The 15,272-nt window shown below is 59.8% G+C and carries 13 protein-coding genes; 2 read left to right on the top strand and 11 right to left on the bottom strand.

What is annotated here, in order from left to right; genetic code table 11:
- Positions 1 to 104 precede the first annotated feature (104 nt).
- The 10 genes from pgi to dksA all read right to left on the bottom strand — a co-directional run bounded on the left by pgi (position 105) and on the right by dksA (position 12,653).
- Positions 105 to 1,769 carry a glucose-6-phosphate isomerase gene (pgi, locus tag AB4O35_RS01480; protein WP_065945462.1) on the bottom strand — a complete coding sequence of 555 codons (1,665 nt, stop codon included), beginning with the start codon at positions 1,767 to 1,769 and terminating at the stop codon, positions 105 to 107.
- 225 nt (positions 1,770 to 1,994) lie between these two features.
- Positions 1,995 to 2,846: a pantoate--beta-alanine ligase gene (gene panC, locus AB4O35_RS01475; protein ID WP_065875679.1), complete on the bottom strand. Its 852-nt coding sequence runs from the start codon at positions 2,844 to 2,846 to the stop codon at positions 1,995 to 1,997.
- The gene (gene panB, locus AB4O35_RS01470) at positions 2,843 to 3,643 is read right to left on the bottom strand and encodes a 3-methyl-2-oxobutanoate hydroxymethyltransferase (protein ID WP_049711503.1); all 801 of its coding nucleotides are present in this window, start codon (positions 3,641 to 3,643) and stop codon (positions 2,843 to 2,845) included. The genes panC and panB overlap by 4 nt, the downstream gene beginning before the upstream one ends.
- A gap of 365 nt (positions 3,644 to 4,008) precedes the next feature.
- The gene (gene folK / locus AB4O35_RS01465) at positions 4,009 to 4,494 is read right to left on the bottom strand and encodes a 2-amino-4-hydroxy-6-hydroxymethyldihydropteridine diphosphokinase (protein WP_065945460.1); all 486 of its coding nucleotides are present in this window, start codon (positions 4,492 to 4,494) and stop codon (positions 4,009 to 4,011) included.
- A gap of 2 nt (positions 4,495 to 4,496) precedes the next feature.
- Positions 4,497 to 5,900: a polynucleotide adenylyltransferase PcnB gene (locus tag AB4O35_RS01460; protein ID WP_065875682.1), complete on the bottom strand. Its 1,404-nt coding sequence runs from the start codon at positions 5,898 to 5,900 to the stop codon at positions 4,497 to 4,499.
- A 708-nt stretch (positions 5,901 to 6,608) separates the two neighbouring features.
- Positions 6,609 to 8,039, bottom strand: a complete 1,431-nt coding sequence (locus tag AB4O35_RS01455) for a sigma-54-dependent transcriptional regulator (protein WP_065875683.1) — start codon at positions 8,037 to 8,039, stop codon at positions 6,609 to 6,611.
- A 22-nt stretch (positions 8,040 to 8,061) separates the two neighbouring features.
- A complete protein-coding gene (locus tag AB4O35_RS01450) occupies positions 8,062 to 11,016 on the bottom strand; it encodes a sensor histidine kinase (protein WP_175402993.1) in 2,955 nt (984 codons plus the stop codon).
- Positions 11,000 to 11,176, bottom strand: coding sequence for a hypothetical protein (locus AB4O35_RS01445; protein ID WP_003176118.1), 177 nt, complete (start codon positions 11,174 to 11,176; stop codon positions 11,000 to 11,002). Before AB4O35_RS01445 ends, AB4O35_RS01450 begins: the two co-directional genes overlap by 17 nt.
- 62 nt (positions 11,177 to 11,238) lie before the next feature.
- Positions 11,239 to 12,126, bottom strand: coding sequence for a tRNA glutamyl-Q(34) synthetase GluQRS (gene gluQRS, locus AB4O35_RS01440; RefSeq protein ID WP_065945459.1), 888 nt, complete (start codon positions 12,124 to 12,126; stop codon positions 11,239 to 11,241).
- A gap of 83 nt (positions 12,127 to 12,209) precedes the next feature.
- Positions 12,210 to 12,653, bottom strand: a complete 444-nt coding sequence (gene dksA, locus AB4O35_RS01435; protein ID WP_025857127.1) for an RNA polymerase-binding protein DksA — start codon at positions 12,651 to 12,653, stop codon at positions 12,210 to 12,212.
- Between the two features lie 319 nt (positions 12,654 to 12,972).
- On the opposite strand from dksA, the gene AB4O35_RS01430 reads away from it, so the two are divergent.
- Both AB4O35_RS01430 and sfsA read left to right on the top strand, forming a co-directional pair.
- Complete coding sequence (locus tag AB4O35_RS01430) at positions 12,973 to 14,145, top strand: pyridoxal phosphate-dependent aminotransferase (protein ID WP_065945458.1); 1,173 nt, start codon at positions 12,973 to 12,975, stop codon at positions 14,143 to 14,145.
- Positions 14,145 to 14,855 (top strand): DNA/RNA nuclease SfsA, encoded by a 711-nt coding sequence (gene sfsA, locus AB4O35_RS01425; RefSeq protein ID WP_065891111.1) that lies wholly within the window; start codon positions 14,145 to 14,147, stop codon positions 14,853 to 14,855. The genes AB4O35_RS01430 and sfsA overlap by 1 nt, the downstream gene beginning before the upstream one ends.
- On the opposite strand, the gene AB4O35_RS01420 is transcribed toward sfsA, so the two are convergent.
- Positions 14,852 to 15,169, bottom strand: coding sequence for a Rieske (2Fe-2S) protein (locus AB4O35_RS01420; protein ID WP_065875688.1), 318 nt, complete (start codon positions 15,167 to 15,169; stop codon positions 14,852 to 14,854). The genes sfsA and AB4O35_RS01420 overlap by 4 nt on opposite strands.
- Between the last annotated feature and the right edge of the window lie 103 nt (positions 15,170 to 15,272).

Here is a 15,272-nt window from a genome sequence, read left to right as displayed (position 1 = left end):
AGCGATCCTTATTCTTGTTTTAGCCACAAGTCATAAAGATGCACCCTGCAGGAGGAGGGTTCAAGGCCAACCTCCAAACGGACGTTGGCCCTGCAATACCTGAATCAGCCGCGGTGACGACCACGGAAGTAGTTGATCAGGCCCTGAGTCGACGCATCGTCAGCCAGGGTTTCCTCGGCACCGGTCAGGCGGTTGTAGACGCCCTTGCCCAGCTCTTTGCCAAGTTCCACACCCCATTGGTCGAAGGCGTTGATACCCCAGATCACGCTCTGCACGAACACTTTGTGCTCATACATGGCAACCAGCGCGCCCAAGCGACGCGGGCTGATGCGCTCGACCACAAGGGTGTTGCTCGGACGGTTGCCCGGGATCACCTTGTGCGGGGCAAGCTTCTGCACGTCTTCTTCCGAGATGCCCTTGTCGCGCAACTCGGCTTCGGCTTCGCTGCGGGTCTTGCCGAGCATCAGCGCCTGGCTCTGGGACAAGCAGTTGGCATACAGCCACTGATGGTGGTCGGACACCGGGTTGAAGCTGACGATCGGCACGATGAAGTCGGCCGGGATCAGTTGGGTCCCTTGGTGCAGCAACTGGTGGTAAGCATGCTGACCGTTGCAGCCCACGCCGCCCCAGATCACCGGGCCGGTATCGGTAGACACTGGCGTGCCATCCTGCCGCACGCTTTTGCCGTTGGATTCCATGTCCAACTGCTGCAAGTGTTTGGTGATGTTACGCAGGTAGTGGTCGTATGGCAGGATCGCATGGCTTTGCGCACCCCAGAAGTTGCCATACCACACGCCCAGTAAGCCCAGCAGCACCGGCATGTTGGCTTCGAATGGCGCGTTCTGGAAATGCTGGTCCATGGTGTAGGCACCGGACAGCAGTTCCTTGAAGTTGGACATGCCGATGGCCAGGGCAATGGGCAAACCGATGGCCGACCACAGCGAATAACGGCCGCCGACCCAGTCCCACATCGGGAAGATGTTTTCTTCGCGAATACCGAAAGCCACGGCGGCCGCATTGTTGCTCGACACGGCGATGAAGTGGCGATACAGCTCGGCTTCCGAGCCACCCTGGGCCAGGTACCAGGCGCGGGCGGCCTGGGCGTTTTTCAGGGTTTCCAGGGTGTTGAAGGATTTCGACGAAACGATAAACAGCGTGGTCTCGGCGCGCAGCTTCATGGTCAGCTCGTGGAACTCGCTGCCGTCGATGTTTGCCAGGTAGTGGCAGCGCACGCCTTTATGGGCGTAGGACAACAGCGCCTCGGAAACCAGCTCCGGGCCGAGGAACGAGCCACCGATACCGATGTTCACGACGTCGGTGATCGGCTTCTCGGTGTAGCCACGCCACAAACCGTCGTGGATGCGGCCGACCAGGTCAGTGATCTGGTTCAGCACCTTGTGCACGTCCGGCATGATGTTCACGCCGTTGACCGACAGCTTGTCACCCACTGGGCGGCGCAGGGCGGTGTGCAGGGCAGGGCGGCCTTCGGAGGAATTGACTGGCTCGCCCGCGTACAGGGCATCGATCGCGCCTTTGAGATTCACTTCCTTCGCCAGGGACACCAGCAGGTCGCGGGTTTCGCTGGTGATCAGGTTTTTCGAGTAATCGAGGAAAAGTCCGCAGCTGCTCAAGGTGAACTGGGAAAAACGCTGAGGATCGGCATTGAACGCTTCGCGCATGCTGAAATCCTGCATGGCTTGGCGGTGTTGATTGAGCGCTTGCCAGGCGGGCAGAGCGGTAACGTCATGAGGAGTGCGGTAGTACGCCATCGCTGCGGGTTTCCTTTTATTACGGGGACTGCCTTTAGGACACTGCTGAGCCCGGAACGTCCAGTCTTTCATCAAGGAATGGGTTCGGGACAGCGCTAACCATAGCGCAGGTCGATTACATTAAACCTAGCGTGTCGATATGTCTTGGCTTTGTCTGCGCTTATGCCGGTACTTTTTTGCACCGGCACTTTTTATTGACGCAGGGAGAAGGGCAACTGCAAGGGGTCAGTCGAGGGTCAGATGCAGGTTGTCGATGAGGCGAGTGGCGCCCAGGTAGGCGGCCACCAGAATGACGATATCCCGATCCTCGGCAGTGGCCGGGCGCAGATGCACACCTTGGCGTACTTCGAGGTAGTCCAGGCGCAACCCGGCGGTTTCGATGTGCTGGACCTGTTCGGCGCGCAACGTCGCGAAGTCGTGGTCACCGGCTTTGATCGCAGCAGCGATCTGGCTGAGGCAGCGATACAGCACCGGCGCAATAGCGCGTTGCTCGTCGGTGAGGTAGCCATTGCGTGACGACAGCGCAAGGCCGTCGTCGGCGCGCACGGTGGGTTCGCCGATGATCTGGATCGGCATGTTCAGGTCATGGACCATGGCGCGGATTACGGCCAGTTGCTGGTAATCCTTCTGGCCAAATACGGCCATGTCCGGCTGGACCATGTTGAACAGTTTGCTGACCACCGTCGCCACACCTTCGAAATGCCCCGGGCGGCTGGCGCCGCAAAGGCCTTCGGACAGTTGCGGCACGCTGACGCGGGTCTGGCCGGTCATGCCGCCGGGGTACATTTCTTCGACGGTAGGTGCGAACAATAGATTGCAGCCAGCTTGCAGCAGCTTTTCCTGGTCGGCAGCCAAGGTGCGCGGGTATTTGTCCAGGTCTTCACCGGCGCCGAATTGCAGCGGGTTGACGAAGATGCTGGCGACCACGAAGTCCGCCTGCTGGGCTGCCTTGGTCACCAGGGTGGCGTGACCGCTGTGCAAGTTGCCCATGGTCGGCACGAAGCCTATGCGCTTGCCGGCGCTGCGTGCGTGAGTCACGGCAGCACGCAATTCGCGTACGGTTTTTACGGTGTTCATGCAGAGAATCCGTGTTCGGCGCCAGGGAACGTCACGCCTTTGACTTCAGCAACATAGGCGCTCAACGCGTCGTGGATACTGGCCTGGCCAATCATGAAATTCTTAACGAATTTCGGCACGCGGCCGGTGATCGACAGGCCGAGCATGTCGTGTAACACCAGCACCTGGCCATCGGTTGCGGAGCCCGCGCCGATACCGATGACTGGCACTTTGACGGCCTGGGTGATTTCGGCGGCCAGTTCGCTCGGCACGCACTCGAGCAGGATCATTGCCGCGCCTGCTTGTTCCAGGGCGATTGCATCGGCACGCATCTGCCGTGCCTGCGCCTCATTGCGGCCCTGTACCTTGTAACCGCCGAGGAGGTTCACCGACTGTGGGGTCAGGCCCATGTGTGCGCACACCGGCACACCACGCTCTGCCAGTAGGCGGATCGATTCGGCAAGCCACACCGCACCTTCAACTTTGATCATGTGCGCACCGGCTTGCATCAACTTGCCGGCATTCTGGAAAGTCTGTTCGAGCGTCGCGTAACCCATGAACGGCAGGTCGGCGATGATAAACGCGCCGTCGTTGCCGCGCTTGACGCTGGCCGTGTGGTACGCCAATTCATCGGTGGTGACGGGCAGGGTGCTGTCATTCCCTTGAAGAACCATGCCCAGGGAGTCGCCCACCAGCAACACTTCAACCCCGGCCTGGCAGCTGGCGTGGGCGAATGTGGCGTCATAGCAGGTCAGCATGGTGATTTTTTCACCCTTGAGCTTGAGGCTCTGCAAGGTGGTCAGGGTAATGTCTGGCATGAAAAGGGTCCTCGTTCAGGCGCTTGGAAACAGCGAGTAACGCGCGTGAGTCTTCGTTTATTCAGGCGCACTGTCTTGAGAGCAGTGCTTATAAGGCCTGGATTGCGCCCTTTAGCGCCGGGTTGGCGGCAGCGGGACGCCTATAGTCGTGAGGAGGGCACGGGAAGTCAATTGGATGTGTTACCGCATTGTTACGATGGCTGTGTTACCGCTGTTACTGACGCGATTCAGCAAGTGGAGAGACGTTTTCAAGCTACATGAGATCAAAATGTGGGAGCTGGCTTGCCTGCGATGCAGACGCCTCGTTCTTTCAGTGAAACCGAGGTGATGCTATCGCAGGCAAGCCAGCTCCCACATTGACCGCGTCAGTCTTGGGGCAGGCGTTCCAGGCCGACAAACGGGCAGGCTGCCAGCAAGTCGCTGAGCGTCTGGCCGTTGGGTAACTGCAATTCGGCGGGCGCGAGTTCGGCCAGTGGATACAGCACAAACGCCCGCAGGTGCATTTGATAGTGCGGCACCTTGAGGCGCGGCTCGTCGATCAGGCGATCGCCAAACAGCAGGATGTCCAGGTCGAGCGTGCGCGGGCCCCAACGCTCACGGCGTTCGCGGCCTTGATCGTTCTCGATGGCTTGCAGCGCATCCAGCAGTTCGAGGGGCGCAAGGCTGCTGTCCAAGGCAGCAACGGCATTGGTGTAGCGCGGTTGGCCTGTGAGCAGGGAGTCACTTTGATAAAAGGCGGAGACGCCAGCAACGGTGGTGCCTGGCAATTGTGCCAGCGCTTCGATAGCGCTGCGCAATTGCTGATCCGGGGCAGCCAGATTGCTGCCCATGCCGATGTAGATACGTTCCACGTTTATTCGCCCGCAGCGCCCGAGGCGTCAGCCGAACTGCGCTTGCGTTTGGTACTGCTGCGGCGACGCTTCTTAGGGCCAGCGCCTTCGCCATCGCCTTTGCTGCCGAGGTCACGAATCATGTCGCGGCGCTCGCTGTCATTGGCGTCCTGGTAGTCGGTCCACCATTCGCCCAGGCCGTCGGTCTGCTCGCCGGCGCTTTCGCGCAGCAGCAGGAAGTCGTAGCCGGCGCGGAAGCGCGGGTTATCCAGCAACAGATCGGCGCGTTTGCCGCTGCGACGTGGCAGGCGCTCCTGCATGTCCCAGATCTCGCGGATCGGCAGGGTGAAGCGTTTGGGGATGGCGATGCGTTGGCACTGCTCGACGATCAACTCATGCGCGGCTTCCTGCATGGCTGGAATCGGCGGCATGCCACGGTCCTGCAGGCGCAGTACGCGTTTTGGCAGGGCTGGCCACAGCAAGGCGGCAAACAGGAACGCCGGTGTGACCGGCTTGTTCTGTTTGATACGCAGGTCGGTGTTGATCAGCGCTTCGCTGATCAACGTGTGGGTGTACGTCGGGTTGTGTTCCAAAGCCTCGGCGCTGGCCGGGAACAATGGGTCGAACAACTGCAGGTCCACCAGCATTTCAAAGGTGTCGGCGGCGTAGCCCGAGAGGAACAGCTTGAGCACTTCCTCGAACAGGCGTGCCGAGGGAATCTCCCGCAGCATCGGTGCCAGTTCGCGAATCGGCGCGGCGGTGTGTTTCTCGATGCCGAAGTTCAGCTTGGCGGCGAAACGCACGGCCCGCAGCATGCGCACCGGGTCTTCCTGGTAGCGTTGCACCGGGTCGCCGATCAGGCGGATCAGGTTATTGCGAATATCGTGTACGCCATTGGCGTAATCGAGGATGCGCTCGCTGACCGGGTCGTAATACAAGGCGTTGATGGTGAAGTCGCGGCGCTGCGCGTCTTCTTCCAGGGTGCCATAGACGTTGTCGCGCAAGATGCGCCCGCTTTCGTTGCGGGAAGATTGATTGGTGTCTTCCTCTTCATCGTTTTGCGGGTGGCCTGCACGGAACGTCGCCACTTCGATGATTTCGCGACCGAAGTGGATATGCACCAGCTTGAAGCGCCGGCCGATGATCCGCGCGTTGCGGAATTCGGCACGCACTTGCTCAGGCGTGGCGCTGGTGGCGACGTCGAAGTCTTTCGGCGTGATATTGAGCAGCATGTCACGTACGCAGCCACCCACCAGATAAGCCTGGTAGCCGGCGTTCTGCAAACGTTCGACGATGTTCACTGCATAACGGCTGAATTGAGCGCGCTGCAATGAATGCTGATTGCTGTTAAGCACTTCAGGCGTGCTGCGAATGTGTTGCGTACGACGCAAGGGAGAACGGAATGACTGGAACAACTTCTTCAGCATGGGATGCACTGTTTGAAGGAATGTTCGGCCATAACGAAGAATGACCGCATGATGGGCCGGGATTCTAGCATTTAGTCAGGGGATGGTGTAGGAACAAGCTGCAAGCCCCAAGCCAAAAGCTTCAAGAGGTTGCTGGAAGGCCAATTCGCAGAAACTACAAGGGGAGCCGAAGCTCCCCCAGAAGTAGTTGCGTGCTCTATTTTTATTATTGGTTGCGGGCTTCTTGTTTTTGTTGATCGCCCTCGCCATGAAGCTTCACCTTCATGACACTCCCAATCGGGAGTCAAGAGCAAACGGATTGCTTTGGTCGCTGTGTTGCTGATCTACGATCCAACCAGTTCAGGCTCTGCCTTAGGGCAGTTTTTGTTGTTCTCGGCCTGGTTGCGGGGCAAGCCCCAAATGCAACGCCTCTCCAAAAGAATCAGTTAGCTGCGCCTCCGCCGTGTTGTTTTTGTTATGCGTGAGTCGATTCGTCTTATTTTTATTGTCTTGTACTAAGCTTGTTATTGTTTTTGTACTAAGCATATAGCAGGGTGCGTGCCAACTTTTGCGCCGCCTAGCAAAACCGGGGGGTTGAGGTGGTTTCGGGCTTTTGACGGACCAAAAAAAGCCGGGGCTTCGTTACCGTAAGCCCCGGCTTTTGTTACGGGAAATATCCGCGGTAACAGTTTTTTCACATCTGAGGGTGTTACCTGTGGGGGCGCACCCTCAACTCTCGCTGGCCACACCGGTCTTGCGCCGTGGAATGCCCAGGCGCTGGCGGCGTTCCCACAGGCACTTGCGGCTCACGCCCAGTTTGCGTGCCAGCTCGGTCTCGGTCATATGGTCCTGATGCTCGAGGACAAAATGCTGGAAGTAATCTTCCAGTGACAAATCTTCCGTCGGCTCATGGCTGGTATTGCTACCGCCGCCCTGTTGCGGGGCCAGGCCGATGAAATCGTCGTCTTCCAAGTCGCTCAGCTCGATATCGATGCCCAGCAGCTCAGCGGAAATTTCCGGGCTTTCCGACAGAATAACCGCGCGCTCGACCGCATTTTCCAGTTCCCGCACGTTACCCGGCCACGAGTAATGCCGAATCGCCTGCTCGGCATCCGGCGCAAACTTCAGGTCGGTACGGTTGATGCGTGCGCTCTGGCGCAGCAGGAACGCGCTGGCGATCTCGTTGACGTCGGCGCCGCGTTCACGCAGGGCCGGCAGCTTGAGGGCGATCACGTGCAGGCGGTAATACAGGTCTTCACGGAACTGGCCGATCTTGGCCAGGCTTTTCAGGTCACGGTGGGTGGCCGCAATCAGGCGCACGTCGACCTTTTGCGATTGCACCGAACCAACACGGCGAATCTCACCTTCCTGTAGCACGCGCAGCAAACGCGCCTGGGCTTCCAATGGCAGTTCGCCGATTTCATCGAGGAACAAGGTGCCACCGTCCGCCGCTTCCACCAGGCCCGCACGCCCGGCGCTGGCGCCGGTGAACGCGCCTTTCTCGTGACCGAACAGTTCGGACTCGATCAGGGATTCGGGGATCGCCGCGCAGTTCACCGAAATCATCGGCGCCTTGGCACGCTTGGACAGATTGTGCAGGGCGCGGGCCACCAGTTCTTTACCGGTGCCTGATTCGCCTTGGATCAATACATTGGAGTCAGTCGGCGCGACTTTGCGGATCTTGCTGTACAGATCCTGCATGGGCGGGCACGAACCGATGATGCCGATTTCGCCATTGCTGTTATCAACCCCTGGCTTGTCGGCAGCTTTGCCGGCGGGACGCTGTTCGGCAGGCGCGCTGCTGACCGACTGACGGTCGCGCAAGATACGCGCCACCGCCTGAAGCATTTCGTCATGGTCGAACGGCTTGGCGATGTAGTCCACCGCGCCCATCTTCATGGAGTCCACCGCCGAACGCAGGCTGGCGTAGCTGGTCATGATCAGCACCGGGGTGCCTTGGCCGAGCTTGATCAACTCGGTGCCAGGTGCGCCAGGCAGGCGCAGGTCACTGACAATCAGGTCGAACGTGGGAATGCTGAATCGCTCCTGGGCTTCCTGCACCGAGCCGGCTTCGCTGACCTGGTACTGATTTCGTTCAAGCAGGCGACGCAAGGCAGAGCGGATAATGGTTTCGTCTTCGACGATCAAAATGTGCGGCATTGATTCAATTCTCTCGACGGTCTCAGTTCACAGCGGACGTCGCTTCGACATGACGCGGCAAGGTCACCCGAATACGGGTGCCGCGTTGGCTTTCTGTGTCAGCCGGGCTGTCGATGGTGATTTGTCCATAATGCTCTTCAACGATGGAATAGACCAGTGCAAGGCCCAGACCGGTACCTTCACCTGGGTCCTTGGTGGTGAAGAAGGGTTCGAACAATCGGTCCATGATGTTCTGTGGAATACCGCTACCTTCATCTTCGACGATCAGATCGACCGTATGTTCGAAAGCCTCGGTCTTGACGCGTACCGCGCTGCCGGCTGGGGTCGCATCGCGGGCGTTGGACAGCAGGTTGATCAGCACTTGGGCTAGGCGTTGTGAGTCGCCGTCTACCCAGTGGTCCGGGTCGCACAAGTTGAAAAACTGTACTTCGAAATTACGCCGGTTCAAGGCGAGCAAGCCTATGGCATCCTGCGCCACCTCGGCCAGGCACACGGCTTCGTCCTGGTTCTGATGGCCGCCCGCGTGGGCGAAGCTCATCAGCGACTGCACGATCCGCGAGACGCGCTTGGTCTGTTCGAGGATTTGCCCGCTGATCTCGGTAATTTCGCCGTCTTCTTCGCGCTCTTCCCGCAGGTTCTGCGCCAGGCACGCGATACCGGTGATCGGATTACCGATTTCATGGGCCACCCCCGCTGCCAGTCGACCAATACTGGCCAGGCGCTCGGAGTGCACCAGCTTGTCTTCGAGCATCTGGGTTTCGGTCAGGTCTTCCACCAGCAACACCAGGCCGCTGTTACCGGGGGCGAGGGGTTCGTCGATGGCGGCCTTGTGCAGGTTGAGCCAGCGTGTCTGGCCGTCGAGGGCCAAGTGCTGCTTGTGCAAGTGTTCGTCGGGCAGATTGATGAAGCCTTGCAGCAGTTCTTTCCAGGGCTCGCCCAGGGTATTGAGGCGTGAACCGACGACGCGTTGTGCAGGGATGCCCGTGAGCTCTTCCATGGCCTTGTTCCACATCAGGATCTCTTGATCCTTGGCCAGGGAACACACGCCCATCGGCAGTTCCTGCAGGGTCTGGCGGTGGTAGCGGCGCAGGGCGTCGAGTTCGGCGGCGAGACCGGTGAGGCGGGAGTGGTAATCCTCCAGTCGGCTCTCGATGAAATGGATGTCTTCGGTGACATAGTTTTCGCCGCCAGCCTTATAGGGCAGGAAGGTTTCCACCATGTCCTGAGCCACGCTCGGCCCCATCAGCCCCGACAGGTTGGCTTCGATGCGATCACGTAAACGACGCAGCGCGTAGGGGCGGCGTTCGTCGAACGGCAGGTAGAGATCGCGCAGCGCCTGTTCGACTTCCTTTTGCGCCGCCTTGGCGCCCAACGGCTTGGCCAGTTGCGTGGCGAACTCCTGGGGCGAGGCCGCATGCAATTCACGCCGTTGCGGGCGACGCACGTTATCCACCGCACAGGCTTCGGCGGCGCTGGTTTCTTCCGGGCTGGCGTTGGTGAACAGCGAGATCAGGGTGAACATCAAGACGTTGGCGGCCAAGGACGCAATCGCCGCCATGTGCCAACTGGTGTCATCCAGCACGTAAATCATGTTGAGCAGCGGGATGTAGAAGCCCTGCAGGTTGCCGACCAGCGGTAGCAGCATGGTCACGACCCACACCAGGATCCCCGCCAACAAGCCGGCGATAAACCCACGGCGATTGGCGGTCGGCCAGTACAGTACCGACAGCACACCCGGCAGGAACTGCAAGGTGGCGACAAATGCAACGATACCCAGGTTGGCCAGGTCTTGCCCGGCGCCCAGCAGCAGGTAGAAACCGTATCCGGCCATGATGATCGCAACAATCAGCGCGCGGCGCGTCCATTTCAGCCAGCGGTAGATGTTGCCTTCGGCCGGCGGCTGGTAAAGCGGCAATACCAAATGGTTGAGTGCCATGCCCGAAAGCGCCAGGGTCGTGACGATGATCAACCCGCTGGCCGCTGACAAACCGCCGACATAAGCCAACAGTGCCAACGCCGGGCTGTTGGCGGCAATGCCGATGCCGAGGGTGAAGTATTCCGGGTTGGTAGTTGCCCCCAGTTTCAGACCCGCCCACAGGATCAGCGGCACTGCCAGGCTCATCAACAGCAGGAACAGCGGCAAACCCCAGCTGGCGCTGACCAGCGAGCGCGGGTTGAGGTTTTCGGTGAAGGTCATGTGGTACATGTGCGGCATCACGATCGCCGAGGCGAAGAACACCAGCAGCAGCGTGCGCCATGGGCCTTCCTGCAGGGGCGTGTGCAGGGCGGCGAGGGCGGTCTGGTTTTGCAGCAGCCACAACTCCAACTGTTGCGGGCCGTCGAACACACCGTACAGCGCATAGAGGCCTACGCCGCCAATGGCGATCAGCTTGATCACCGACTCGAAGGCAATCGCAAACACAAGGCCTTCGTGTTTCTCACGGGTGGCAATATGGCGCGAGCCGAAGAAAATCGTGAACAGGCTGATCAGCGCGCAGAACGCCAGGGCGACTCTATGTTGCACAGGCTCGCGGGTGAGGATGCTGATGGAGTCGGCCACGGCCTGGATTTGCAGGGCCAGCAACGGCAATACACCGATCAACATGAAGATGGTGGTCAGCGCGCCGGCCCAGGTGCTGCGAAAGCGGAAGGCGAACAGGTCGGCCAGGGATGACAACTGATAAGTGCGGGTGATCTTCAGGATCGGGTACAGCAACACCGGCGCCAGCAGAAACGCGCCGGACACCCCGAGATAGCTGGAAAGAAAGCCATAACCGTATTGATAAGCCAGGCCGACGGTGCCGTAAAACGCCCAGGCACTGGCATACACGCCCAGGGACAAGGTGTAGGTCAATGGATGGCGAATGATCGCCCGCGGAATCATTCCGCGCTCACTGATCCAGGCGACGCCGAACAACGCGGCCAGATAGGCGGCGCTGATCAGCAGCATCTGGGTGAGGCTAAAGCTCATCGGCATCTTTTTGGCTCTGCAGGATGAAAGTCACGACGATCAGAATCAGCCACAGCAAATAAGGGCGATACCAGGCGCCCGTGGCGTCGATCCACCAATCCATGATGGCGGGAGAAAACAGGTAGATCCCGACGACCAGCAGCAGGACCAATCGATAGATGTACATGTTGGCCTCTGATTGAAAAACTGCGGCGATGGTAACGGATGCTTGGCAAGCTGCAAGCGCCTTCAGCTCAATTGCGCTTCGGCCAGCGTGAGTGTGCGCGGGATCTTTGTCGCATCCCAGTGTGAAATGCCCCAATCCAGCAGTTCCCGTGGGCTGGCGTGCAGCAGTTCGGCGCCGGGTTGCTGGCCGAGGGCGCGCAGGGCTCTCAGTAGCAAAGGCGTGGCCTGGTCGGGCGTCAACGGTGGGGAACGATAGGATTTGCCCAGCTTGTTACCGTCCGGCTGGATGATCAGCGGCACGTGCAGGTAGCGCGGTTGGCGCAGGCCGAGCAACTCTTGCAAGTAGAGTTGGCGTGGCGTGGAGTCGAGCAGGTCAGCGCCGCGCACGATGTCGGTAACACCTTGCCATGCATCGTCGAGCACTACAGCCAGTTGATAGGCATAAAGGCCATCTCGGCGACGGATGACGAAATCGCCTACATCGCGTCCCAGGTGCTGTCGGAATTCGCCCTGAACGCGGTCGGTAAAGTGGTACGCAAGCTCAGGGACACGCAAGCGGATGGCGGCGTCCTGCTGATCGTGGCCGGCATTGCGACACAGGCCTGGGTAGATCCCGTTGTAGGGTTCCAGTTGTTTGCGTGAGCAGGTGCAGGCGTAGGCCAGGCCGTGGTTGAACATGTCGTTCAGCACTTTGGCGTAGGCTTCGTGCCGCTCGCTTTGCCGGACCTGTTCACCGTCCCATTCAAAGCCGTAGCTTTCCAGGGCGCGCAGGATCGCGGCTTGGGCGCCGGGCTCTTCACGGGGAGGGTCGAGGTCTTCCATACGCATCAACCAGCGGCCGTTATTGGCGCGGGCATCAAGGTAGGAGGCGAGAGCAGCGACCAGCGAGCCGAAATGCAAATGGCCACTGGGCGTGGGGGCGAAACGCCCGATATAAGTAGAGGCTGTCATGGGCCGGATACTACTGGAAATTCGGTAAACGCCAGAAACAAAAATGGGGCGTTTGCACGCCCCATTCGTTCAGCTCGGCGGGATTACTTGCCGACCTGTTTTTCCTTGATTTCGGCCAAGGTCTTGCAGTCTACGCAGAGGTCCGCGGTTGGGCGGGCTTCCAGGCGACGGATACCGATCTCGACACCGCAGGATTCGCACCAGCCGTATTCTTCGTCCTTGATCAGCTGCAGCGTCTTGTCGATCTTCTTGATCAATTTGCGCTCGCGATCACGGGCGCGCAGTTCAAGGGCGAATTCTTCTTCCTGGCTCGCACGGTCGGCCGGATCAGGGAAGTTGGCTGCTTCGTCCTTCATATGGTCAACGGTGCGGTCGACCTCCTGCATCAAGTCCTGTTTCCACTTGTTCAGGATTTTGGTGAAGTGCTCGCGCATGGGCTCGCCCATGTACTCCTCACCTTTCTTCTCTACGTAAGGTTCGAAGCCGTTGAGGCCTTGAGTCTGCTGTTGCTTTGCTTGGGTGGACATGAATAGACCGCCTCTCACTCTTCTAATCCATTGCGCAGGATTGCAACGTCACCGACACCTGCCGGCCCTGCGGCTGCAAGCGGGCGAACTTACCAGATAGATTCGGGGTGCGCCACTCCCGGTTGTCGAGGCCCATGGCAAAGGGGTTGCAAACTACATCAGCCCGCCATTGCTGGGCATGGGTTGCCTCGAATGTTGATTTTAGTCGTTTTGCAGGCGCTTGCCCGATCCGTACAGGCCGCCGGGCAGGCAATAGAACATGTTTTACGGCGTGGGTTCGGTAGAATCCAGATTTTGTCCCTACCGTTAAGGAAGGCTAATGGCTCAGCCCTACAGTGCGCGCAGTCGCGCCATCGAACCTTTTCATGTCATGGCATTGCTGGCGCGGGCCAATGAGCTGCAAGCCGCCGGGCATGACGTGATTCACTTGGAAATCGGCGAGCCGGACTTCACCACCGCCGAGCCGATCATCCAGGCCGGCCAGGCAGCATTGGCCAATGGCAAGACCCGCTACACCGCGGCACGCGGCCTGCCGGAACTGCGCGAAGCCATCAGCGGTTTCTATCAGCTGCGCTATGGGCTGAACGTTGACCCCCAGCGCATTTTGATCACCCCTGGTGGTTCCGGCGCCTTGTTGCTGGCCAGCAGCCTTTTGGTGGACCCGGGCAAGCATTGGTTGCTCGCAGACCCAGGCTACCCCTGCAATCGCCACTTCCTGCGATTGGTGGAGGGCGCGGCGCAACTGGTGCCGGTTGGCCCCGAGGTGCGCTATCAGTTGACCGCCGACTTGGTAGCCAAGCACTGGGACCAGGACAGTGTGGGCGCGCTGGTAGCGTCGCCAGCCAACCCGACCGGCACGATCCTGACCCGCGACGAATTGGCCGGCCTTTCCGGCGCAATCAAAGCGCGCAACGGCCATCTGGTGGTGGATGAGATTTACCATGGCCTGACCTACGGCACGGACGCAGCCAGCGTGCTGGAAGTCGACGATGATGCTTTCGTCCTGAATAGTTTTTCGAAGTATTTCGGCATGACCGGCTGGCGCCTGGGTTGGTTGGTTGCGCCGCCCGACGCTGTGGGTGAATTGGAGAAACTGGCGCAAAACCTCTACATCAGTGCGCCAAGCATGGCGCAGCACGCGGCGCTGGCCTGCTTCACCCCACAAACCCTGAACATTCTGGAAGAGCGCCGGGCCGAATTTGGTCGCCGTCGCGACTTCTTGCTGCCAGCGTTACGCGAGCTGGGATTTGGTATTGCCGTCGAGCCGGAAGGCGCATTCTATTTGTATGCCGATATCAGCGCGTTCGGCGGTGATGCCTTCGCATTCTGTCGCCACTTCCTCGAAACCGAGCATGTGGCGTTTACGCCAGGCTTGGATTTTGGCCGCTACCAGGCCGGCCACCATGTGCGCTTTGCCTACACGCAAAACCTCGATCGGCTACAGGAAGCAGTGGAACGGATCGCACGTGGCTTGCGGAGTTGGCAAGGCTGATGCGCTTTAATCCTCCCCTCGAAGAAGCGCGGCTGATTCGCCGCTACAAGCGTTTTCTCACCGATATCGAAACCGTTAGCGGCGAGTTGCTGACCATTCACTGCCCTAACACCGGCTCGATGCTCAATTGCATGGTCGAAGGCGGGCAGGTCTGGTTCAGTCGCTCCAATGACCCTAAACGCAAGTTGCCCGGCACCTGGGAAATCGCCGAGACACCCCAGGGCCGTCTGGCGTGCGTGAACACGGCACGCGCTAATCAGTTGGTCGAGGAGGCATTGCGTGCAGGGGTAATTACCGAACTCAATGGCTTCACCGCCTTGAAGCGCGAAGTACCCTACGGTCAGGAGAAAAGCCGTATCGACTTTCGCCTGGAGTATGCCGACGGCGCGGCCTACGTTGAAGTCAAAAGCGTGACCCTGGGCTTTGATGGTTCCTCGGTTGCCGCCTTCCCCGATGCGGTGACCCAGCGCGGCGCCAAGCATTTGCGCGAACTGGCCCATCTGGCGCGCGAGGGCGTGCGGGCAGTGCAGTTGTATTGCGTCAATCTCTCGGGGATTGATGCAGTGCGCCCGGCCGTGGAGATCGACGCCGGTTACGCCTCTGCGCTACGTGAAGCCAAGGCGGCGGGGGTGGAAGTGCTGGCCTATGGCGTGCGGGTTACATCAGAAGAAATCTGTGTAGACCGACGGTTGGACGTGCTGCTCGACTAGAGTTCCACCCAAAGGCCCTGGGCGTCTTCGCGGCCAGGCAGGGGGGTGAGGCTTTGGCCGGCGCAAGGGCCGGCGATGCACTCGCCGCTTTCGATCAGGAACAGAGCGCCGTGGGTGGCGCATTGGATCAGGCTGGCGCTGGAGTCGAGAAACTGATCGGGTTGCCATTCCAGTGGAACGCCGCGATGGGGGCAGCGGTTGATATAGAAGTAGGGCACGCCGTCTCGGCGCACGGCCAACAGCTTGCAGCCGTCGATGTCAAAACCGAGGCTGCTGTCTGGCGCGAGGGTGTCGGAGGAGCAGAGAAACTTCATTTCAGTCCTTAAGTGCCTTGACGTTCAAATGCAAACAATTATCAAATGCCGGTTTCGCCCGTTTGCTGTACGGGCGCTCATTACGATGGTGGGCAAGCGTTTT

The organism is Pseudomonas sp. H1_A03 (assembly GCF_054685145.1).
This window is presented reverse-complemented; position numbering and strand designations above follow the sequence as displayed.